General features: G+C 72.2%; 21 protein-coding genes. 10 read left to right on the forward strand and 11 right to left on the reverse strand.

Annotation, left to right across the window (positions count from 1 at the left end; translation table 11 throughout):
• The first annotated feature begins 99 nt into the window (after window positions 1-99).
• The 4 genes from IE321_RS04950 to groL all read left to right on the forward strand — a co-directional run bounded on the left by IE321_RS04950 (window position 100) and on the right by groL (window position 3,551).
• Entirely contained in the window at window positions 100-1,023 is a 924-nt protein-coding gene (locus IE321_RS04950) for a polysaccharide deacetylase family protein (protein ID WP_190221909.1), read from the forward strand.
• On the forward strand, window positions 1,020-1,184 hold the full coding sequence (locus IE321_RS04955) for a hypothetical protein (protein ID WP_158983438.1): 165 nt from the start codon (window positions 1,020-1,022) through the stop codon (window positions 1,182-1,184). The genes IE321_RS04950 and IE321_RS04955 overlap by 4 nt, the downstream gene beginning before the upstream one ends.
• Window positions 1,185-1,507: 323 nt before the next feature.
• A complete protein-coding gene (gene groES / locus IE321_RS04960) occupies window positions 1,508-1,816 on the forward strand; it encodes a co-chaperone GroES (RefSeq protein ID WP_004955293.1) in 309 nt (102 codons plus the stop codon).
• A gap of 106 nt (window positions 1,817-1,922) precedes the next feature.
• Complete coding sequence (gene groL, locus IE321_RS04965) at window positions 1,923-3,551, forward strand: chaperonin GroEL (protein ID WP_043227877.1); 1,629 nt, start codon at window positions 1,923-1,925, stop codon at window positions 3,549-3,551.
• A gap of 102 nt (window positions 3,552-3,653) precedes the next feature.
• On the opposite strand, the gene IE321_RS04970 is transcribed toward groL, so the two are convergent.
• The 6 genes from IE321_RS04970 to IE321_RS04995 all read right to left on the reverse strand — a co-directional run bounded on the left by IE321_RS04970 (window position 3,654) and on the right by IE321_RS04995 (window position 9,689).
• Window positions 3,654-4,352, reverse strand: a complete 699-nt coding sequence (locus IE321_RS04970) for an ester cyclase (RefSeq protein WP_190221910.1) — start codon at window positions 4,350-4,352, stop codon at window positions 3,654-3,656.
• Between the two features lie 43 nt (window positions 4,353-4,395).
• The gene (locus IE321_RS04975; RefSeq protein ID WP_043227880.1) at window positions 4,396-5,415 is read right to left on the reverse strand and encodes a hydroxyacid dehydrogenase; all 1,020 of its coding nucleotides are present in this window, start codon (window positions 5,413-5,415) and stop codon (window positions 4,396-4,398) included.
• 17 nt (window positions 5,416-5,432) lie between these two features.
• The gene (locus IE321_RS04980) at window positions 5,433-6,281 is read right to left on the reverse strand and encodes a carbohydrate ABC transporter permease (protein WP_043227881.1); all 849 of its coding nucleotides are present in this window, start codon (window positions 6,279-6,281) and stop codon (window positions 5,433-5,435) included.
• Entirely contained in the window at window positions 6,278-7,168 is an 891-nt protein-coding gene (locus tag IE321_RS04985; protein ID WP_190221911.1) for a carbohydrate ABC transporter permease, read from the reverse strand. The genes IE321_RS04980 and IE321_RS04985 overlap by 4 nt, the downstream gene beginning before the upstream one ends.
• Window positions 7,169-7,172: 4 nt before the next feature.
• Window positions 7,173-8,489, reverse strand: a complete 1,317-nt coding sequence (locus IE321_RS04990; RefSeq protein WP_043227884.1) for an ABC transporter substrate-binding protein — start codon at window positions 8,487-8,489, stop codon at window positions 7,173-7,175.
• A gap of 108 nt (window positions 8,490-8,597) precedes the next feature.
• Complete coding sequence (locus IE321_RS04995; RefSeq protein WP_190221912.1) at window positions 8,598-9,689, reverse strand: substrate-binding domain-containing protein; 1,092 nt, start codon at window positions 9,687-9,689, stop codon at window positions 8,598-8,600.
• Window positions 9,690-9,872: 183 nt separating this feature from the next.
• Here IE321_RS04995 and IE321_RS05000 point away from each other — a divergent pair, with 183 nt between their 5' ends.
• Entirely contained in the window at window positions 9,873-11,705 is a 1,833-nt protein-coding gene (locus IE321_RS05000) for a DUF2264 domain-containing protein (protein ID WP_190221913.1), read from the forward strand.
• Here IE321_RS05000 and IE321_RS05005 read toward each other — a convergent pair.
• The 3 genes from IE321_RS05005 to IE321_RS05015 form a co-directional block, all read right to left on the reverse strand.
• Window positions 11,641-12,069 (reverse strand): hypothetical protein, encoded by a 429-nt coding sequence (locus IE321_RS05005; RefSeq protein WP_190221914.1) that lies wholly within the window; start codon window positions 12,067-12,069, stop codon window positions 11,641-11,643. The genes IE321_RS05000 and IE321_RS05005 overlap by 65 nt on opposite strands.
• Window positions 12,070-12,177: 108 nt before the next feature.
• Window positions 12,178-12,951 (reverse strand): SDR family NAD(P)-dependent oxidoreductase, encoded by a 774-nt coding sequence (locus IE321_RS05010; RefSeq protein WP_043227889.1) that lies wholly within the window; start codon window positions 12,949-12,951, stop codon window positions 12,178-12,180.
• 53 nt (window positions 12,952-13,004) lie between these two features.
• Window positions 13,005-13,691, reverse strand: a complete 687-nt coding sequence (locus IE321_RS05015) for an MOSC domain-containing protein (protein ID WP_190221915.1) — start codon at window positions 13,689-13,691, stop codon at window positions 13,005-13,007.
• A gap of 90 nt (window positions 13,692-13,781) precedes the next feature.
• Between IE321_RS05015 and IE321_RS05020 the strand changes: the two genes are divergently transcribed.
• Window positions 13,782-14,681: a LysR family transcriptional regulator gene (locus IE321_RS05020; protein ID WP_043227890.1), complete on the forward strand. Its 900-nt coding sequence runs from the start codon at window positions 13,782-13,784 to the stop codon at window positions 14,679-14,681.
• A gap of 96 nt (window positions 14,682-14,777) precedes the next feature.
• On the opposite strand, the gene IE321_RS05025 is transcribed toward IE321_RS05020, so the two are convergent.
• Complete coding sequence (locus IE321_RS05025) at window positions 14,778-15,158, reverse strand: WhiB family transcriptional regulator (protein ID WP_043227892.1); 381 nt, start codon at window positions 15,156-15,158, stop codon at window positions 14,778-14,780.
• 434 nt (window positions 15,159-15,592) lie between these two features.
• Here IE321_RS05025 and IE321_RS05030 point away from each other — a divergent pair, with 434 nt between their 5' ends.
• The 4 genes from IE321_RS05030 (at window position 15,593) to IE321_RS05045 (ending at window position 19,924) form a co-directional block, all read left to right on the forward strand.
• A complete protein-coding gene (locus tag IE321_RS05030; protein WP_003948568.1) occupies window positions 15,593-16,204 on the forward strand; it encodes a response regulator transcription factor in 612 nt (203 codons plus the stop codon).
• 243 nt (window positions 16,205-16,447) lie between these two features.
• Window positions 16,448-17,050 carry a sigma-70 family RNA polymerase sigma factor gene (locus IE321_RS05035; RefSeq protein WP_030750140.1) on the forward strand — a complete coding sequence of 201 codons (603 nt, stop codon included), beginning with the start codon at window positions 16,448-16,450 and terminating at the stop codon, window positions 17,048-17,050.
• A 140-nt stretch (window positions 17,051-17,190) separates the two neighbouring features.
• Window positions 17,191-18,693, forward strand: a complete 1,503-nt coding sequence (gene guaB / locus IE321_RS05040) for an IMP dehydrogenase (RefSeq protein WP_043227893.1) — start codon at window positions 17,191-17,193, stop codon at window positions 18,691-18,693.
• Window positions 18,694-18,799: 106 nt separating this feature from the next.
• The gene (locus tag IE321_RS05045; RefSeq protein ID WP_043227895.1) at window positions 18,800-19,924 is read left to right on the forward strand and encodes a GuaB3 family IMP dehydrogenase-related protein; all 1,125 of its coding nucleotides are present in this window, start codon (window positions 18,800-18,802) and stop codon (window positions 19,922-19,924) included.
• Window positions 19,925-19,994: 70 nt separating this feature from the next.
• Here the strand turns inward: IE321_RS05045 and IE321_RS05050 are convergent, their stop codons facing one another.
• Complete coding sequence (locus IE321_RS05050; RefSeq protein ID WP_043227896.1) at window positions 19,995-20,588, reverse strand: hypothetical protein; 594 nt, start codon at window positions 20,586-20,588, stop codon at window positions 19,995-19,997.
• Between the last annotated feature and the right edge of the window lie 49 nt (window positions 20,589-20,637).

Raw genomic sequence — 20,637 nt, forward strand, 5'->3', positions numbered from 1 at the left:
GGGGACGGTGGGGCCGGTACGGCGGTGTCGCGGCCGGAAGGGGCGGGCGCGCTGACAGGATGCGGCGCCATACCGGTCGTACGACAAAAGGAAGAAATGATGGCAAAGGGTCACTCCCGCCGTCTGCTCGGGGCCGCGCTCCTCGTCGCCGCGCTCACCTCCACGGCGGCCTGTTCGGGCGGCTCCGAGCCCGGCTCCTCCGGCTCCTCCGGCGCCCCCGCCCCCGCCGCGGGCCAGCAGGCCCCCGCGAAGACCGCCGCCCAGCTGGCCCGGGAGAAGAAGGCCGCGCTGGCGAAGCGGCGGGCCGCCCGGGCCGCCGTCGCGAAGAAGTGGGGACTCCGGCTGACCCCCCTGGACGCCCCCGCCCCGCCGCGGACCAAGCCCAGGATCACCACCCGGAAGGGCTTCGAGACCGACGGCACGGGCCTCCCGCCCGTCTTCACCACCGTCCCCACCAAGGAGAAGATCGTCTTCCTGACGATCGACGACGGCGCCGAGAAGGACCCCGCGCTCATCCGCATGATGAGCGAACTGCAGATCCCCTACAGCGCCTTCCTCAGCGACTACGTGGTCAGCGACGACTACCCGTACTTCGCGAAGATGCGGACGTCGCAGCCGCGCGGGGTCGCCCTCCACAACCACACCCTGAACCACAAGTACCTGCCCGGGCTCTCCTACGCGCGCCAGAAGCGGGAGATCTGCGGGATGCAGGACGTCATCGAGAAGAAGTACGGCGAGCGCCCCGAGCTCTTCCGCCCGCCGTACGGCAACTACAACGAGGACACCCTGCGGGCCGCGAAGTCCTGCGGCGTCAAGGCCGTCCCGCTCTGGGCCGCCGAGGCGTTCCCCGACCACATGGAGTGGCGCGAGTGGGACCGCGACCTGCACCCGGGCGACATCGTCCTCACCCACTTCCGCGGCGAGGAGGACTGGAAGGGCAGCATGCCCGACATGATCCGCCGGGTGATGAACGTGATCACCTCCAAGGGCTACGCCGTGGCCAAGCTGGAGGACTACGTATGAGCCGGCTGCGACCGCTCGTCGTCGCCGCCCTCCTCCTCGGCCTCACCGGCTGCGCCTCCGCCGTCGACCCGCTCGAACGCCTCGGCCGCAAGGCCGTGGAGCGGGTCGGCGACCGCCCGCCCGCCGACACCGGACCGGTCAGGGCGGAGGGGGCGGGCTAGGAGGCGGCGAGCGCGGTGACGGCGGTGAGGGTCCGGAGGGCGTCAGCCCCGCACCTTCGTACGGAACCCCGGACTCCGCTCGCGCGTTCCCCGGATCGAGACCGAAACGCGGCTCCGGCGAGCCCTCCGGAGGCCGCCACGGGGTGAGGAATTGGCACTCCGCTTGACCGAGTGCTAATCGCGGTCATAGTCTCGGCTCTGGCACTCCCCACGGGAGAGTGCCAACAGCGCGACAGGCAGGTCCGGCACCCGCGACGACGGATCCGGCTGGTCGCCACCCAGACAGTTAACCCCGCGAGATCTCCGAAGGGGGAGGTCGGATCGTGACGACCGCCAGCTCCAAGGTTGCCATCAAGCCGCTTGAGGACCGCATCGTGGTCCAGCCGCTCGACGCCGAGCAGACCACGGCCTCCGGCCTGGTCATCCCGGACACCGCGAAGGAGAAGCCCCAGGAGGGCGCCGTCCTCGCCGTGGGCCCGGGCCGCTTCGAGAACGGCGAGCGCCTTCCGCTCGACGTGAAGGTCGGCGACGTCGTGCTCTACAGCAAGTACGGCGGCACCGAGGTCAAGTACAACGGCGACGAGTACCTCGTCCTCTCGGCCCGCGACGTGCTCGCGATCATCGAGAAGTAAGAGAACGCCGTACGTGCATCGAGCTGCGCCCCTGACCCCTGATTCCATGGGCGTCCAGGGGCGCAGTTTTTTCAGAAACGATTTCCGAGAGGGCTGAATCGCTCCCATGGCGAAGATCCTGAAGTTCGACGAGGACGCCCGTCGCGCCCTTGAGCGCGGCGTCAACAAGCTTGCCGACACGGTGAAGGTGACGATCGGCCCCAAGGGTCGCAACGTCGTCATCGACAAGAAGTTCGGCGCCCCCACCATCACCAACGACGGTGTCACGATCGCCCGCGAGGTCGAGATCGAGGACCCGTACGAGAACCTCGGCGCCCAGCTCGTCAAGGAGGTGGCGACCAAGACCAACGACATCGCGGGTGACGGCACCACCACCGCCACCGTGCTCGCCCAGGCGCTCGTCCGCGAGGGTCTGCGCAACGTCGCCGCCGGCGCCTCGCCGTCCTCCCTCAAGAAGGGCATCGACGCCGCCGTCAAGGCCGTCTCCGACGAGCTGCTCGCCACCGCGCGCCCGATCGAGGACAAGTCCGACATCGCCGCCGTCGCCGCGCTCTCGGCCCAGGACCAGCAGGTCGGCGAGCTCATCGCCGAGGCCATGGACAAGGTCGGCAAGGACGGTGTCATCACCGTCGAGGAGTCCAACACCTTCGGCCTGGAGCTGGAGTTCACCGAGGGCATGGCCTTCGACAAGGGCTACCTCTCGCCGTACATGGTCTCCGACCAGGAGCGTATGGAGGCCGTCCTCGACGACCCGTACATCCTGATCAACCAGGGCAAGATCTCCTCGATCCAGGACCTGCTGCCGCTGCTGGAGAAGGTCATCCAGGCGGGTGGCTCCAAGCCGCTGCTGATCATCGCCGAGGACGTCGAGGGCGAGGCGCTCTCCACCCTCGTCGTCAACAAGATCCGCGGCACCTTCAACGCGGTGGCCGTCAAGGCCCCCGGCTTCGGTGACCGCCGCAAGGCGATGCTCCAGGACATGGCCACCCTCACCGGTGCCACCGTCATCGCCGAGGAGGTCGGCCTCAAGCTCGACCAGGCCGGTCTCGACGTGCTGGGCACCGCCCGCCGCGTGACCATCTCCAAGGACGACACCACCATCGTCGACGGTGGCGGCAACTCCGAGGACGTCGCGGGCCGCGTCGCCCAGATCAAGGCCGAGATCGAGTCCACGGACTCCGACTGGGACCGCGAGAAGCTCCAGGAGCGCCTCGCGAAGCTGGCCGGCGGCGTGTGCGTGATCAAGGTCGGCGCCGCCACCGAGGTGGAGCTGAAGGAGAAGAAGCACCGTCTGGAGGACGCCATCTCCGCGACCCGCGCCGCGGTCGAGGAGGGCATCGTCTCCGGTGGCGGCTCCGCGCTCGTCCACGCCGTCAAGGTCCTGGAGGACAACCTCGGCAAGACCGGCGACGAGGCCACCGGTGTGGCCGTCGTCCGTCGCGCCGCCGTCGAGCCGCTGCGCTGGATCGCCGAGAACGCCGGCCTGGAGGGTTACGTCATCACCTCCAAGGTCGCCGAGCTCGACAAGGGCCAGGGCTTCAACGCCGCCACCGGCGAGTACGGCGACCTGGTCAAGGCCGGCGTCATCGACCCGGTGAAGGTCACCCGCTCCGCCCTGGAGAACGCCGCCTCCATCGCCTCCCTGCTCCTCACCACCGAGACCCTCGTGGTGGAGAAGAAGGAGGAGGAGCCGGCGGACCACGGTCACGGCCACGGTCACGGTCACTCCCACTGACCCCTGACGTCCTGACGCCAGGAGGTCCCACCGACCCCCTGGCGCCCTGACGCCACGAGGCCCGGTGCTCCCGTCGCGGGAGCACCGGGCCTCGCCCGTTCCTCAGGTCTCGACCGCGCCGAGCTGTCCCATCAGTCCCAGCAGGTCGTACTGCCACCAGCCCTCGGCGATCTTCCCGTCGTCACGGAAGCGGTGGACGGTGGTCCCGGTCATGGTGACCTCCATGCCGGTCGGCTGGAGCCCCATGAAGTCGCCGACGTGGGTCCCCTTCCAGGTCCACCGGGTGCACACGCGGTCGCCGTCGGCGATCTGGTCCTCGATGGTGAACGCGAAGTCGAAGCCGTTGCGCCACTGCTCCACCTCACGGCGGACGGCGTCCAGGCCGATGGCGTCCTGCGGGTTGGCCGGGTCGTGGTCGTGGTAGCCCTCGGCGAGCACGACGTCGAGCAGCGCCAGGTCCGAGCCGTCCGCGAACCGCTCGAACATCCCCCGCGCGTTCGCCTTGTACAGCGCCTCGTCCCGGACCACGTCCAGGTCGGTGAAGGTCGGCATCTCGTCACAGAGGGCGACCATCTCCCGGAAGATCCGGTCGGTCTCGGGCAGCTGCGAGTTGCGCATGGCCACGTCGTACGAGGGGAACTCGACGATCTCCACGACGTGCGAGGCGTCGGACCGGTCGGTCCCCACGATGCTGTGGGTCGCGGTCCGTTTCCCCCGGGTCTGCTCGACCCAGCGGTCCATGAGCCGGTTGAGCTCCTCGACCCGGCTCGTCCTGCAATCGATGATCTGCACGAAGGTCATGGCCGCCTCCGACCGGGCGAAGCCGCGGATGGACCCCTCCAGTCTAGGCCGAGTGGCCGAGGTCGGCGGCTCTGACCTCCTCCGCGAAGGGCTCGCCGCGGGTGTAGCGGGCGATCTCGTCCAGGGCCTGGTCGGTCATGCGGTGCAGCTCGTTGCCGAGGGAGCCGGCGACGTGCGGGGTGAGGAGGACGTTGGGGAGGCTGTAGAGGGGGGAGTCCGGCGGCGGGAGTTCCGGGTCGGTCACGTCGAGGACCGCGTGGAGGCGGCCGGCGGTCAGATGCGGGAGGAGGGCGTCCTCGTCGACCAGGGAGCCCCGGGAGGTGTTGATCAGGGTGGCGCCGTCGGGCAGGGCGGCGAGCTGCCGGGCCCCGATCATCCGGTACGTGGAGGGGAGTTGGGGCGCGTGCACGGAGACGACCGAGCTGCGGGCGCAGAGTTCGTCCAGGCCGGTGAGGACCGCGCCCGGCGGGGGAGCGGTCAGGTACGGGTCGTACAGCAGCACCTCGATGTCGAAGGGGCGCAGCAGTTCGACGACCCGGCGGCCGATGCGGGAGGCACCGACGATGCCGACCGTGCGGCGGTAGTTGCCCCAGCCGGCGGACTCGTCGAGCCAGCCGTGGCCGGAGCGGAGTTCGGCGTACCGCTGGGCCGAGCGCAGCACCCGCTTCCCGGCGAAGAGGATCGCGGCGAGGGTGTACTCGGCGACGGGGAGCGCGTTGGCGCCCGCCGCGCTGGTGACCCTCAGGCCGCGGTCCCAGCAGGCGTCGGTGATGTGGTGCTTGACCGAGCCGGCCGCGTGCACGACGGCCCTGAGGCGCGGGGCGCGGGCCAGCACCCGGGGGGTGAGCGGGGTGGCGCCCCAGCAGGTGAGGAGGAGTTCGGCCTCGGCGAGGGCGGCGGCGGTGCGCGCGTCGGGGGCGGTCAGGTCGTGGGCGACCAGGTGCGGGTCGGTGCGGGTGAGGGCCGCGAGGCGGGTGCGGTGGCGGTCGGTGAGGAGGCGGTCGGCGATGCCGGGGCCCATCGCGAGCAGGAGGGGCGGGCGGCGGTCGGTGGTCGGGGGCATGGCGGGTCCTGGGCTCCTCACTTGACGCTGCCGGCGGTCAGACCGGCCTTCCAGTGGCGCTGGAGGGACACGAACGCCAGGACGAGGGGGACGACGGCGAGCAGCGAGCCGGTGACGACGAGGGGGTAGTAGTCGGGTTCGGCGTGGGCGTTGCTGTTCCACGCGTAGAGGCCGAGGCTCAGCGGGAAGAGCTTCTGGTCCGAGAGCATCACCAGCGGGAGGAAGAAGTTGTTCCAGACGGCGGTGAACTGGAAGAGGAAGACGGTCACGAAGCCCGGCATGACCGTGCGCAGCCCGATCGACCAGAAGACGCGCATCTCGCCGGCGCCGTCGATCCGGGCGGCCTCCAGGGCCTCGTCGGGGACGTAGGCGGCGCACAGCACCCGGGACAGGTAGACCCCGAAGGGGTTGACGAGGACCGGGAGGAGCACGGCGGCGTAGGTGTTGACGATGCCGATCTCGCTGGCCAGCAGGTACATCGGCAGGGCCAGCGCGGTGGTGGGGACGAGGACGCCGAGCAGGACGAGGCCGAAGAGCTTCTCCTTGCCGCGGAAGTCGTAGACGTGGAAGGCGTATCCGGCGGCGACGCTGATCAGCGCGCAGGCGGCGGCGCCGACCCCGGCGTAGAGGAGGCTGTTGAGGTACCAGCGGAAGTAGACGCCGTCGTGGTACTCGGCGAGCCGGGCGAGGTTGCCGCCCAGGTCGAAGCCCTCGAAGGAGAAGGCGTCGCCGGCGAGGAGCCCGCCGGCGTCCTTGGTGGCGGCGGTGACCAGCCAGACGAGCGGGAAGAGCATGTAGCAGGTGGCGAGGGCGAGGACGCCGTTGACGGCGGTCTTCGACAGCCAGCGGGAGCGGGGGGCGCTCATGCGGTCCGCTCCTTCCGGGCGCCGGTCAGGCGGGTCACGGCGAAGGAGAGCAGCGCGGCCGTCAGGGCCAGCAGGATCGAGGCGGCCGCGGCCAGTCCATAGTCGTTGCGGTCGAAGGCGGCGGAGTAGGCGTACATGTTCGGCGTCCAGGTGGAGGTGACGGCGGAGCCCGTGCCCCTGCTGAGGATCAGCGGTTCGGTGAAGAGCTGGAGGGAGCCGATGACGGTGAAGAGGCCGACCATCGCCAGGGAGCCGCGGAGCAGCGGGATCTTGACGGCGAAGGCGACGCGCCAGGCACCGGCGCCGTCGACGGTGGCGGCTTCGAGGACGGAGCGGTCGATGGCCTGGAGGGCGGCGTAGAAGATGATCAGGTTGTAGCCGAGCCACTCCCACAGGGCGATGTTCACGACGGACGGCAGGGCGCCCTCGGGGGAGAAGAAGTCGAAGCCGATCCCGCCGGCCTCCATCGCCCGGACGACCGGGCTGAGCTGGGGCGTGTAGAGGTAGACCCAGATCAGGGCCGCGATGATGCCGGGCACGGCGTGCGGCAGGAAGAGCGCGAGCTGGAAGAAGCGGCGGGCGCGGGCGAGGGCGGTGTCGAGGAGGAGGGCGAGGCCGAGGGCGCCGCCCATCATCAGCGGCACGTAGAGCAGGCAGTAGCCGAGCAGGACGCCGAAGCCCTCGCGGAAGGCCCGGTCACCCAGTGCCGTGGCGTAGTTGCCGAGGCCGGTGAAGACGGTCTCGGAGCCGCCGAAGCCCAGTCCGGACTGCTTCTCGGTGAAGAGGCTGAGCCAGACCGCGTATCCGATCGGCACCGCCAGCACCGCGGTGAAGAGCAGGAAGAACGGGGTCAGCAGGAGTGCCGCGGCACGGGTGCGGGCCTTCACGTGCTCAGCCCTCGACCTTCAGGCCGCGCTTGGTGAGTTCGGCGACGGTGGCGTCGTGGCCGGCCTTCACCGCGTCGGCGAGGGTGGGGCCGCCGGGGGCGACGGCGCCGAAGCGGTCCTTGATGGCGGTGTTGGTGGTGCCGGTGCTGGGGCCCCAGGACCACTGGGGGGTGATGGAGGCGCCGGCCGCCTCGAACAGGGCGTAGATGTCCTGGCCGCCGTAGTAGCCGGCGTCGAACGCCTTCTTGGCGGCGGGGCGCAGGGCGGTGGCGGCGGGGAAGGCGCTGGAGGTGCCGGAGGCGATGCGGGCCTTGACGCCCTCCTCGGTGGTGGCCATCCACCGCGCGAACTCGACGGCGGCGGCCTTCTTCGAACTGCCCTTGGTCACGGCGAAGGTGGAGCCGCCGAGCATGCCGGAGGCGGGCTTGCCGTCCCAGCTGGGCATGGGGGCGACGGCCCACTTGCCGGCCTGCTCGGGGAGGGTGCCCTTGAGGACGCCGGCGCCCCAGGAGGCGCCGAGGTAGCCGAGGGTGGTGCCGTTCTTGAGGGAGCCGGTCCACTCGGGGCTGAAGGAGGCGTTCTTGTGGACGAGTCCGTCGTCGAGGAGGCCCTGCCAGTAGGCGGTGACCCTGGTGGTGGCGGCGTCGGTGGTGTCGATCTTCCAGGTGTCGTCCTCGGCCTTGAACCACTGGGCGCCGGCCTGCCACGCCATCGCCTCGAAGGTGGTGGGGTCGTCTGGGAAGAAGGTGGCGATCCGGGCCTTGCCGTCGGCCTTCTTCACCTGCTCGGCGGCCTTCCTGAAGGCGTCCCAGGTGGTGGGGACCTCGATGTGGTGCTTCGCGAAGAGGTCCTTGCGGTAGTAGAACGCCTGCGGGGCGGCGTCGAAGGGGACGGCCCAGGACTTGCCGCCGAGGGTGGTGAGGTCGACGGCCTGGGGGAGGAGCTTTGCCCGGTCGGCCTCGGTGAAGGCGTCGCCGATGTCCTGGAGGGCGCCGGAGGAGACGAACTCCGGGAGCGAGGGGTACTCGATGGAGACGAGGTCGGGGGCGTTGCCCGCCTTCACCGCGTTGGAGATCTTGGCGTAGCCGCCGGCGTTGCCGGAGGGGATCTCCTCGTAGGTCACCTTGATGTCGGTGTGGGAGGCGTTGAAGGCGTCGACGACCTCCTTGGAGCCCTTGGCCCAGCCCCAGAAGGTGATCGTGACGGGCTTGCCGCCGGCGGAATCGGCGTCGTCACCGCCGCCGCCGCAGGCCGTGAGGACGGCGAGGGCGGTGGCGGTGCCGGCTATGACGCGGGACGTTCTGCTCCAACTGAGGCTCACGGCACGGCTCCTGATCGGCGGCGCGGACGGGGTTGGCCGTGATCCTGGAACCGTTCCTGAGCGAAGTCAAGAGCGAAAGATTGAATGATCGAAAAAAGATCAGATCGATCAGAGGGTGGCCACGGGGCCGGCGGCCCCGCAGGACGCCCGGACCCGCAGCCGGGGCAGCAGGCTCACGTGCCGGCTCGCCGCCTCCTCGCCCGCGCCCCCGGTCAGCCGCTCCACCAGCAGCTCCGTGGCGTGCCGGCCCACCTGCCGCTTCGGCGGGGCGACCGCCGTCAGCGGGGTGTCGGCCAGCGCGGCGACCTCGTCGTCGTACGCGATCAGAGCCAGGTCCTGCGGGACCCGCACCCCGAGCGGGGCGAGCCGCTGGGTGATCTCGATCGCGTCCACGTCGTTGTGGACCAGCGCCGCGCTCGCCAGACCCGAGCGCACCGCCTCGTACAGCGCCCGCACCGCCCGCTCGAAGCCCTCCGGGTCCGCCTCCGCCGGCACCGACTCGATCACCGGCAGCGGCTGCTCCAGGCCCAGCACCGCCAGCGCCTCCGCGTATCCGGCCCGCACCGCGAGCGCGGTCGGCGAGTCCCCGCGGGCCACGAGCAGCGGGGTCGCGTGACCGAGCCCGAGCAGATGGCGCAGGGCGAGCAGCACCCCGTGGGCGTGGTCGGAGGAGACCCGGTCGAGGCCGTCGAGCGGACCGCCCGGCTCGGCGCGCCGCTCCAGCAGGACGGCGGGCACCGGCAGCTCCGCCAGCCAGTCGCCGTACGCCGCCCGGTCCTCGGGCCCGCGCCAGCCCGGCGCCACCAGCACGCCCTCCGCGCCGGCCGCGAGCAGCCCCTCGGTGCGGGCCCGGTCCTCCTCGGGGCGGTAGTCCGAGATCCGCAGCACCAGCCGGGCGCCCACCCGGGCCGCCGCCTCGTGCGCGCCCCGGATCACCTCGGCGAAGTAGTACGTGGCGGAGGGCGCGAGCAGGCCGAGGACGAGGCCCTCGCCGGCGGCGGGTCCGGTCTGCCCGCGGGGCCAGGACACCTGGCCGTGCACCCGGTCGAGCAGGCCCTGGGAGGCCAGCGTCTCGGCGTCGCGGCGGGCGGTGACGGGGGAGACCCCCAGCAGGCCGGCCAGCTCGGCGACGCGGACCGTGCCGCGCTCGCGCACCAGGTCCAGCAGTCGGGCGTGTCGTTCGGCGGCACTCTCGCGCACGTGCGGTTCCCCCTCGCGGTGGTGGTGTTCCCCGACCTTAGATGAAGATGATCGAACGGTGGGAGTTTCGATCATTCGATCCTGATCTCTTGACGTCCGATCGGGCCCCGCCGAGGATTCCGGACGACGCCCGGTGCCGGCATCGGCCACGACGCCCGGCACCCCCGGAGCCCAGGGAGCATCATGCCCACCCCGCCCGAGGACCGCGGGCTCAGCCCGCACACCGGCTGGACCCGCGCCCACTGGGAGCACACCGCCGACCGGCTCCTCCTCGCCGTCCGCCCCCACGCCTCCCCGCGCGGCGGCCTCATCGGACTTCCCGGGCCCCGCCCCAGCTGGTCCGGCGCCCGCTCCGACGGCCTGGAGGGCTTCGCCCGCACCTTCCTCCTCGCCGCCCTCCGCGTCGCCGGCGCCCGCGGCGCCGACCCGCACGGCCATCTCGACCGCTACGCCGCCGGGCTCGCCGCCGGGACCCGGACGCCCGGACGGCCGGACGCCGAGTCCTGGCCCCTGATGGCCGACACCCGCCAGGCCGTCGTCGAGTCCGCCTCGATCGCCCTCGGCCTCCGCCTCACCCGCCCCTGGCTCTGGGACCGCCTCGACGACCGCACCCGCCGCCGCGTCGCCGACTGGCTGCTGCCCGCCCTCGGCCCGTCCCCCGTCGACAACAACTGGTGGCTCTTCGGCCTCACGGTCGCCGGCTTCCTCCAGGACGCCGGCGTCGAGACCGACCGCGCCGCCGCCACCGCCGACCGCTCCCTCGCCCGCGTCGAGGACTGGTACCTCGGCGACGGCTGGTACAGCGACGGCGACAACCGCGCCTTCGACCACTACAACTCCTGGGCCCTGCACCTCTACCCGGTCCTCCACGCCCACCTCGCCGGCGACCGGGACCTCCTCGACCGGTACGGCCCCAGGCTCCGCGCCCACCTCGACGACCACGTCCGCCTCTTCGACGCGAACGGCGCCCCCGTCCCGTACGGACGCTCCCTGATCTACCGCTTCGCCGCGGCCGCCGCCCCCTGGCTCGGCACCCTCACCGGCCACACCCCGCTCAGCCCCGGCGCCACCCGCCGCCTCGCCTCCGGGAGCCTGCGCCACTTCCTCGACCGCGGCGCCACCGACCACCGCGGGCTGCTCACCCTCGGCTGGCACGGCCCCCACCCGCCGCTCGTCCAGGCGTACTCGGGCCCCGGCTCCCCCTACTGGGCGGCCAAGGGCTTCCTCGGCCTGCTGCTCCCTCCGGACCACCCCGCCTGGACCGACCCCGAGGAACCCCTCCCGGCCGAACGCGCCGACACCGCACGCCCCCTCGGCCCCACCGGCCTGCTCGTCCAGAGCACCGCCGCCGACGGCCTCGTCCGTCTCCACAACCACGGCAGCAACCACGTCGCCGCCGGCGGACCCGACGGCGACGACCCCGGCTACGCCCGCTTCGCCTACGCCACCCGCACCGGCCCCACCGACGCCCCCGCCCCGGCCGACAACCACTTCGCCCTGCTCGCCCCCGACGGCACCGCCAGCCGGCGCGGCCCCGCCGTACCGCTCACCACCGGCCCCGACCGCGCGGCCTCCGCGCACACCCCGCTGCCCGGCGTCCGGGTCGTCTCCACCACCCTCGTCCACGGGCGCGCCGAACTCCGCGTCCACCTCGTCCTCGACGCCCCGGAGGGGACCCCCGTACGGCAGACCGGCTGGGCCGTCGCCGAAGGACCGGACGCGCCGGTCTCCCAGCTCCACCCGGTCCACGGCTACGGCCCCGAGGTCGTCGCCCTTCCCACCGGAGCCACCCTCCAGGGCCCGGCCCCGACCCGCACCCCCGCCGTCCACGGCAACACCCGCGGCCCCGTCTCGCTCTTCGCCGCGCTCGCCTCGCTCACCGGCGAGCCCGACCCGGCCCCGGCCGCCGCCCTCGCGGAGGTCCGGATCACCGAGGAGGGCGCCCTGCACGTCACGTGGTGGGACGGTGCGCGCGCTCGCGTCGCCGCGCCGCCCGCCGGTCCGACCACGCCGTGACCAGCGCCTGCACCGGGAAGGTGGCCGCCAGCGAACCGGCCGCGACCATGAACGTGCCGATCATGTAGAGCCCGCTGGCGTCGTCCGACCAGTCGACGAACGAGGCGAGGGTCAGCCCGGCGGAGACACCGAGCGCGCCGGCCACGCCATGACCCCGCACCGCCATCCACACCACCGGCAGCAGCAGCGTCAGCGCCAGCCCGACGACCTGCCACGCCTCGTACGGCCCCGTCGTCGAGCCGTCCGGGTGCACGTCGCGCTTCTGGTCCCAGCCCAGCCAGGCGGCCCAGGCCGCGATCGCCGTCAGGGCCGACACCGCACCGGCCAGGGAGAGGGAGAGCTTGCGCACAAGAATTCGGTCCATGCGTTGAGATTCGGCCATCCGGCCGCGCCCGGACAGGGACGGCGTACTCAACCGCTCCTGAGTACCGCGCCGCCGGAGTGCGTACCGCCCACTCGGACCGCGTCCGCCCTACTGCGGCCCGTACTTGCGGCCCGCCTTCGACGACACGCCGCCGAGCAGCGCGCGCGGCGCCAGCTTCACCACGCCCATCAGGGCCTTGTAGCGCGGGTCCGGGATCGACAGGGTCTTGCCGCGCGCCAGGTCCGACAGGGCCGCCGCCACCAGCTTGTCCGCGTCGAGCCACATCCAGCCCGGGATGTTGTCCGTGCCCATCCCGGCCCGCTCGTGGAACTCGGTGCGCACGAAGCCCGGGCAGAGCGCCATCAGCCGCACCCCGCTGCCCGCGAGGTCCCGGGCCGCGCCCTGGGTGAACTGCACGACCCACGCCTTCGAGGCGCCGTAGGTGCCGCGCGGCACGAAGGCCGCCACCGAGGCGACGTTCACCACCCCACCGCGCCCGCGCTCCCGCATCGAGGCCGCCGCGGCCGAGGTCAGCCGGAGCACCGCCTCGCAGTGCACGGTCAGCATCTTCAGCTCGTCGGCCATCGTCACGTCGAGGAAGCGGCCCTTGTTGCCGAAGCCCGCGTTGTTCACCAGCAGGTCGACCGGGCGGCGCGGGTCGGAGAGCCGGGCCTCGACCGCCGCGATCCCCTTCTCCTCGGAGAGGTCCGCGGCGAGCACCTCGGCCTCCACCCCGTGCCGGTCGTGCAGCTCGGTGGCCTGCTCCCGAAGGCGCGTCAGGTCCCGCGCCACCAGGACGACGTCGTGCCCGTCGGCCGCCAGCCTGCGCGCGAAGGCGGCCCCGATGCCGGCGGTGGCTCCCGTGATCAGTGCAGTGGTCATACGGGAACCGTAGTGCCCGGCGGTGCGCCGCCGGGCCCCCGTACGGCCCCGGTTCAGCCGCTGTACTTGTCCGCGTACTGACGCGCCAGCGCGAGCAGCCCGGACTCCATCCACTCCGCGGCCACCAGCGTCTCGGGCAGCAGGGCGCGCTCGGTGGTCGCCGCGCGGTGCAGGAAGGCGACGGTCACCGTGTGGTCCGGCCGGTGCACGACCGTCACCGGGTCGCCGGCCCGCACCTCGCCCGGCTCGATCACCCGCAGCAGCGCGCCCGGGCCGGCCTCGGCCTGGGTGAACCGCCGCACCCAGCCCTTCGCGTCGACGCCCCGCTCCTCCAGATGGCCCTGGAAGGTGCGGCAGGGGATCCGGCCGCCGGTGACCTCCAGGACCACCGACTCGCCGATCCGCCAGCGCTCGCCGATCAGCGCCCCGTTCACGTCCAGGCCGCTCGTCGTCAGGTTCTCGCCGAAGGAGCCGTTCTCCAGCTCCCGGCCCAGCTCCCGCCCCCAGAGGTCCAGGTCCTCGCGGGCGAAGGCGTACACCGCCCGGTCCGCGCCCCCGTGGAAGCGCAGGTCGCACACGTCGTCCCCGGCGACACCGCTCGCCCCCACGCCGCTCGGCCCGGGGGACTCGATCCGGACGGGCCCGTCGACGGGGCGCTTGTCGATGCCCGTCATCCCGGAGGCGGAGTCGGTGTAGCCGACGCTCTTCGCCCGGCCCGCGTTCACACTCAGCAAGGTCATGGGGGCAGCGTAGGCGGGCCCCGTCCCGACCGCCTCAAAGATGTGGTCGAAGATTCGCCGCCGCATCCAAGTGTCACTTATGCTCGAACCATGATCGAGGCACGCCACCTCCGCGTCCTGCGGGCCGTCGCCGCCACCGGCTCCTTCTCCGCCGCCGCGCGCGAACTGGGCTGCACCCAGCCCGCCGTCAGCCAGCAGATGAAGGCCCTGGAGAGCTCGGCCGGCACCCCGCTGCTCATCCGCACCGGCCGCGAGATGCGCCTCACCCAGGCGGGCGAGGTCCTCGTCCGGCACGCCGCGGGCATCCTCGCCGGACTCACCGCCGCCGAGGAGGAGGTCGCCGCCATCGCCGGACTGCGGGCCGGCCGCGTCCGCCTGGTCTCCTTCCCCAGCGGCAGCTCCACCCTCGTCCCCACCGCGCTCGCCGCCCTGCGCGCCGCCCACCCCGGCACCCGGGTCTCCCTCGTCGAGGCCGAACCGCCCCGCTCCGTGGAGATGCTCCGCGAGGGCGACTGCGACATCGCCCTCGCCTTCCGGTACGGAGCGGGCCAGGCGCCCGGCGAATGGGACGACCTGGTGGTCCGCCCGCTCCTCACCGACCGGCTCGTCGGCCTGGTGCCCGAGGCGCACCCGCTCGCCGGCGCGGGCTCGGTCGGCATCGCGGAGCTGGCCGGGGACTCCTGGATCGCCGGCTGCCCCCGCTGCCGCCGCCAGCTGGTCGACGTCTGCGAGGAGGCCGGCTTCGCCCCGCGCATCGACTTCGCCACCGACGACTACCCGGCGGTGGTGGGCCTGGTCGGCGCGGGGCTCGGCGTGGCCGTCCTGCCGGAGCTGGCCATCGAGTCCGTACGGCCCAAGGGCGCGCGGACCGTCGCCGTCGAGCCCGCCGTGGAGCGGGAGATCGTGGCGCTGACCCTGCCCGACCTGGCCCAGGTCCCGGCGGTCGCGGCCACCCTCGACGAGCTGACCCGGGCCGCCACGCGCGCGTAGGACACGCCCGGCGCCACGCGCGCGTGGCGCCGGGTTCCGTGCGGCCGGGGGCCCCAGGGCCCAGGTGGGGCCCTCAGCTCATGAGGAAACGTTCCTTCATACATGCCCCATCATCGAGCGGCCGGCGGACGCCGCCGTGGCCGCCGCGGGCGTGGCGCGTCCGGCGACCGCCGTCGCGGGTGCCGCCGTGATCAGCCGGTTGCGCGCTCGTCCCATGAGTTCTTCGCGTTCGTCCTCGGTGAGGCCGCCCCAGACGCCGTAGGGCTCCCGCACGGCGAGTGCGTGTGCCGCGCACTGCGCGCGGACCGGGCACCGCATGCAGACCTCTTTCGCCGAGTTCTCACGCGCACTCCGTGCCGCGCCGCGCTCTCCCTCGGGGTGGAAGAACAGGGAGCTGTCGACCCCGCGGCAGGCCGCGAGCAGTTGCCAGTCCCACAGATCGGCGTTGGGTCCGGGAAGGCGGGAGAAATCTGCCATTGCGCTAGTCCCCTTGAAACCGTGTCGAAACGGGTTGGTGGGTGGGCGGGTGTTGGCTGCCGTTCCGGGGTCCTCGGCCCCCGGTGAGTCCGGATGTGTCCGACTACTGTCGAAGTAGATGTAAATATGACTCATTGCGAATCTAGCCACAGACACTGCGAAAAGGGAAGAAAACCCGCTAAATGGGGCATAGCTTCTGGTGATGGACGCACGACCTGCGACGCTCTTCTCCGTGCACGGCCCCTCACAAGGAGTGCCGAAGGTCTCGTCCGACCCGTAACTCTTTCGAGTGACCATCGTTGAGAGTGCGAGGCGGTTGAATGAACAAGCGATCGGGCAGGTGTCCGGGAGCGTCAACCGCACAGGTGACGATACGTACAGCCCTGGAGGCTCAAGGTGACGCGCATCAGCTGCGAGGGTCGCGGAGGTCGCTCATGACCTCCGTTCTCGTCTGCGACGACTCCCCGCTTGCCCGAGAGGCGCTTCGCCGCGCGGTCGCGACCGTGCCCGGCGTGGAGCGCGTGACCACCGCGGCCAACGGCGAGGAAGTCCTCCGCCGCTGGGGTGCGGACCGCTCGGACCTCATCCTGATGGATGTGCGCATGCCCGGCCTCGGCGGTGTGGAAACCGTCCGCCGGCTGCTCTCCGCCGACCCCGGCGCCCGGATCATCATGCTCACCGTCGCCGAGGACCTCGACGGCGTGGCGCTCGCGGTCGCCGCCGGTGCCCGTGGCTATCTGCACAAGGACGCCTCGCGCGCCGAGCTGCGGGCCACCGTCACCCAGGCGCTCGCCGACCCGACCTGGCGGCTCGCCCCGCGCCGGCTCCGCTCGGCCGAGATGGGCGCCGCGCCCACCCTCACCGCGCGCGAGATCCAGGTCCTCGAAGGCATGAGCCACGGCCGGTCCAACGCGGAGATCGGGCGGGAGCTCTTCCTCTCCGAGGACACCGTCAAGACCCACGCCCGACGCCTCTTCAAGAAGCTCGGAGCCTCCGACCGGGCGCACGCCGTCGCGCTCGGATTCCGCTGGGGCCTGGTCCGCTGAATCGCCGCGCACCGGCCGTCTCCCCGTCCGTACCCCCGTCCATCGAGGGGCGGACGGGGCGGGCCTGTGTCACTTCCCCGCCCGATGCCGCATCCTTGAGGTGTGGAGTTCCTCGGGGACGAGTCGATCGAGCGGAAGGGGAGGGCGCCAGCGATGAATCCAGGCGCACCTGCTCATAACGCTTCGGTGCACAACAACGGACACGGTGCCACGGACGGACGGACGCCAAGGCACCATGGAGCGATGCGCGACGACGAGACCATGGGTTCCCCCATGCCTGCCGGGCAGGGGGAGATCGGTGCGCTCGTCCACCGTGCCGTCGAAGGAGACGCGCAGGCCACCCACGACCTGCTGGCCCGCGTCCATCCCCTGGCCCTGCGCTACTGCCGCACCCGGCTCAACCGGCTGCCCGGCGACGCCCGCCACTTCGTGGAGGACCTCGCGCAGGAGGTCTGCGTCGCCGTCCTCATGGCCCTGCCGCGCTACAAGGACACCGGCCGCCCCTTCGAGGCGTTCGTCTTCGCCATCGCCGGGCACAAGGTCGCCGACCTCCAGCGGGCCGCCATGCGCCACCCCGGCTCCACCGCCGTGCCCTCCGACGAGATGCCCGAGCGGCCCGACGACTCGCTCGGCCCCGAGGAGCGGGCGCTCCTCAGCGACGACGCCGAATGGGCCAAGAAGCTCCTCGCCAACCTCCCGGAGAACCAGCGCGAGCTGCTCGTCCTGAGGGTGGCCGTCGGGCTGACCGCCGAGGAGACCGGCCAGATGCTCGGGATGTCCCCCGGGGCCGTCCGGGTCGCCCAGCACCGCGCCCTCAGCCGGCTGCGGGCCCTGGCCGAGCAGTAAGGCTCACCCGCCGCTGTCGTCCCTTTCGTACACGTGCGATTGTCCAAAGCTTCCCGCTGACCTTGATCGTGGAATGAGACACCGCTCCGGCCCGTTAGCATGGACATCCCGCACCGATCAAGGCCATTTGGGAAGGTGTCATGACTGCCAACGTCGACGGAGTGCCCGGTAAATTCGCGACACTCGGGCTGACCTACGACGACGTGCTGCTGCTGCCGGGAGCCTCCGAAGTGCTCCCCAACGCGGTCGACACCTCGTCCCGCATCTCTCGTAACGTCCGGGTCAACATCCCGCTGCTCTCCGCGGCGATGGACAAGGTGACCGAGTCCCGCATGGCGATCGCCATGGCCCGTCTGGGCGGCGTCGGCGTGCTCCACCGGAACCTGTCCGTCGAGGACCAGGTCAACCAGGTGGACCTCGTCAAGCGCTCCGAGTCCGGCATGGTGACCGACCCGATCACCGTCCACCCCGAGGCGACCCTCGCCGAGGCCGACGCCCTCTGCGCGAAGTTCCGCATCAGCGGCGTCCCGGTCACCGCCCCCGACGGCAAGCTCCTCGGCATCGTGACCAACCGCGACATGGCCTTCGAGACCGACCGCAGCCGTCAGGTCCGCGAGGTCATGACGCCGATGCCGCTGGTCACCGGCAAGGTCGGCATCTCCGGTGTCGACGCCATGGAGCTGCTGCGCCGCCACAAGATCGAGAAGCTTCCGCTCGTCGACGACGAGGGCGTGCTCAAGGGCCTCATCACCGTCAAGGACTTCGTCAAGGCGGAGAAGTACCCGAACGCCGCCAAGGACTCCGAGGGCCGCCTGCTCGTCGGTGCCGCCGTCGGCGCCAGCCCCGAGGCCCTGGAGCGTGCCCAGGCGCTCGCCGCCGTCGGCGTCGACTTCCTCATCGTCGACACCTCGCACGGCCACAACAGCAACGCCCTCAGCTGGATGTCGAAGATCAAGTCGAGCGTGAACGTCGACGTGATCGGCGGCAACGTCGCCACCCGCGACGGCGCCCAGGCGATGATCGACGCCGGTGTCGACGGCATCAAGGTCGGCGTCGGCCCCGGCTCCATCTGCACCACCCGCGTGGTCGCCGGCATCGGCGTCCCGCAGGTCACCGCCATCTACGAGGCGGGCCTCGCGGCCCGCGCCGCCGGCGTCCCGCTGATCGGCGACGGCGGCCTCCAGTACTCCGGCGACATCGGCAAGGCGCTCGCCGCCGGCGCCGACACCGTGATGCTCGGCAGCCTCCTCGCGGGCTGCGAGGAGTCGCCCGGCGAGCTGCTCTTCATCAACGGCAAGCAGTTCAAGTCGTACCGCGGCATGGGCTCGCTCGGCGCCATGCAGTCCCGCGGCCAGGGCCGGTCCTACTCGAAGGACCGCTACTTCCAGGCCGACGTCACCTCCGACGACAAGCTCGTGCCCGAGGGCATCGAGGGCCAGGTGCCGTACCGCGGTCCGCTCTCCTCCGTCGTCCACCAGCTCGTCGGCGGCCTGCGCCAGACGATGGGCTACGTGGGCGCCGCCACCATCGAGGAGATGGAGTCCAAGGGCCGCTTCGTCCGGATCACCTCGGCGGGCCTCAAGGAGAGCCACCCGCACGACATCCAGATGACGGTCGAGGCGCCGAACTACAGCAGGAAGTAGTCCGCGCGCACGGGAGGGGGCGGTTCCGGCATGTGGCCGGAGCCGCCCCCCACGCGTGTGTCGGGGATACTGGTAGGCGCAGACATAGAGGGAAAGGCCACACATCGTGACTGAGATCGAGATCGGGCGCGGCAAGCGCGGCCGCAGGGCGTACGCGTTCGACGACATCGCCGTCGTACCGAGCCGGCGCACCCGGGACCCGAAGGAGGTCTCGATCGCCTGGCAGATCGACGCCTACCGCTTCGAGCTGCCCTTCCTGGCCGCCCCGATGGACTCGGTCGTCTCCCCGCAGACCGCCATCCGGATCGGCGAGCTCGGCGGCCTCGGCGTGCTGAACCTCGAGGGCCTGTGGACCCGGTACGAGGACCCGCAGCCGCTGCTCGACGAGATCGCCGAGCTGGACGAGGCCGCGGCCACCCGCCGTCTGCAGGAGATCTACGCCGCTCCGATCAAGGAGGAGCTGATCGGGCAGCGCATCAAGGAGGTGCGCGACGCCGGCGTCGTCACCGCCGCCGCGCTCTCCCCGCAGCGCACCGCGCAGTTCTCGAAGGCCGTCGTCGACGCGGGCGTGGACATCTTCGTGATCCGCGGCACCACGGTCTCCGCCGAGCACGTCTCCGGCGCCGCCGAGCCGCTCAACCTGAAGCAGTTCATCTACGAGCTGGACGTCCCGGTCATCGTCGGCGGCTGCGCCACGTACACCGCCGCCCTGCACCTGATGCGGACCGGCGCCGCGGGCGTCCTGGTCGGCTTCGGCGGCGGCGCCGCGCACACCACGCGCAACGTCCTCGGCATCCAGGTCCCGATGGCGACCGCCGTCGCCGACGTGGCCGCGGCCCGCCGCGACTACATGGACGAGTCCGGCGGCCGGTACGTCCACGTCATCGCCGACGGCGGCGTGGGCTGGTCCGGCGACCTCCCGAAGGCCATCGCCTGCGGCGCCGACGCCGTGATGATCGGCTCCCCGCTGGCGCGCGGCACCGACGCGCCGGGCAAGGGCCACCACTGGGGCATGGAGGCCGTCCACGAGGACGTGCCGCGCGGCAAGCTGGTCGACCTGGGCATCGTCGGCACCACCGAGGAGATCCTCACCGGTCCGTCGCACACCCCGGACGGCTCCATGAACTTCTTCGGCGCCCTGCGTCGCGCCATGGCCACCACGGGCTACAGCGAGCTCAAGGAGTTCCAGCGCGTCGAGGTCACCGTCGCGGACGCGCAGCACAAGCGCTGACGCCCCCGGCACCCACGCGAGAGGGCCCCGCACCGACCGGTGCGGGGCCCTCTCGCGTCCGTGCGCCGGATCAGGCGGAGGCCTTCTTGGCGGCGGAGAACGCCGCGACGGCGCCGAGCGCGAGGAAGAGGAAGGTCATCGCGTCCTTGCCCTCGGCCCACGCCTCGGTCAGCATGCCGAACTCGTTGAAGAAGAGGTCGGTGAAGGAGACGCCGAACTCCTTCGAGGCGTAGACCGCGATGCCGACGAGCTGGCCGAGGTAGACGGCGCCGAGCGAGAGGACCGCGCTGACGACCGGCAGCACGGGGTTGCCGCCGCCGACCTTGCCCGCCGCGAAGCCGACCGCGAAGCCGACGCCGATGGCGGCCCAGCCGATCTCCGTCTCGGTACCGCCGAGGATGGCGCCGTAGATGCCGGCGGTGACCAGGGCGGCGACGACGGCGGCGACGAGGCCGAGGCCGATGTTGTTCCGGCGCGGCGCGGGCGCCGGCGGGTAGGCGCCGAACGGGTTCTGGCCGGGCTGCTGGGGCACGCCCTGGGCGAACGGGTTGCCACCCGAGGGGGCCTGGCCGCCGGGGTTCTGCGCGTACGGGTTCTGGCCGACGGGCGGCTGGCCGGCGCCGTCGGAGTACGGGTTGCCGGGCGGCGGAACGGGCTGGCTCATGGTGGTCCCCCCAGGACGGTGGCGCACGGGTGTGCGATCGAGAGGGCCG

This window comes from Streptomyces hydrogenans (genome assembly GCF_014656075.1).
Classification (GTDB): Bacteria; Actinomycetota; Actinomycetes; order Streptomycetales; family Streptomycetaceae; genus Streptomyces; species Streptomyces hydrogenans.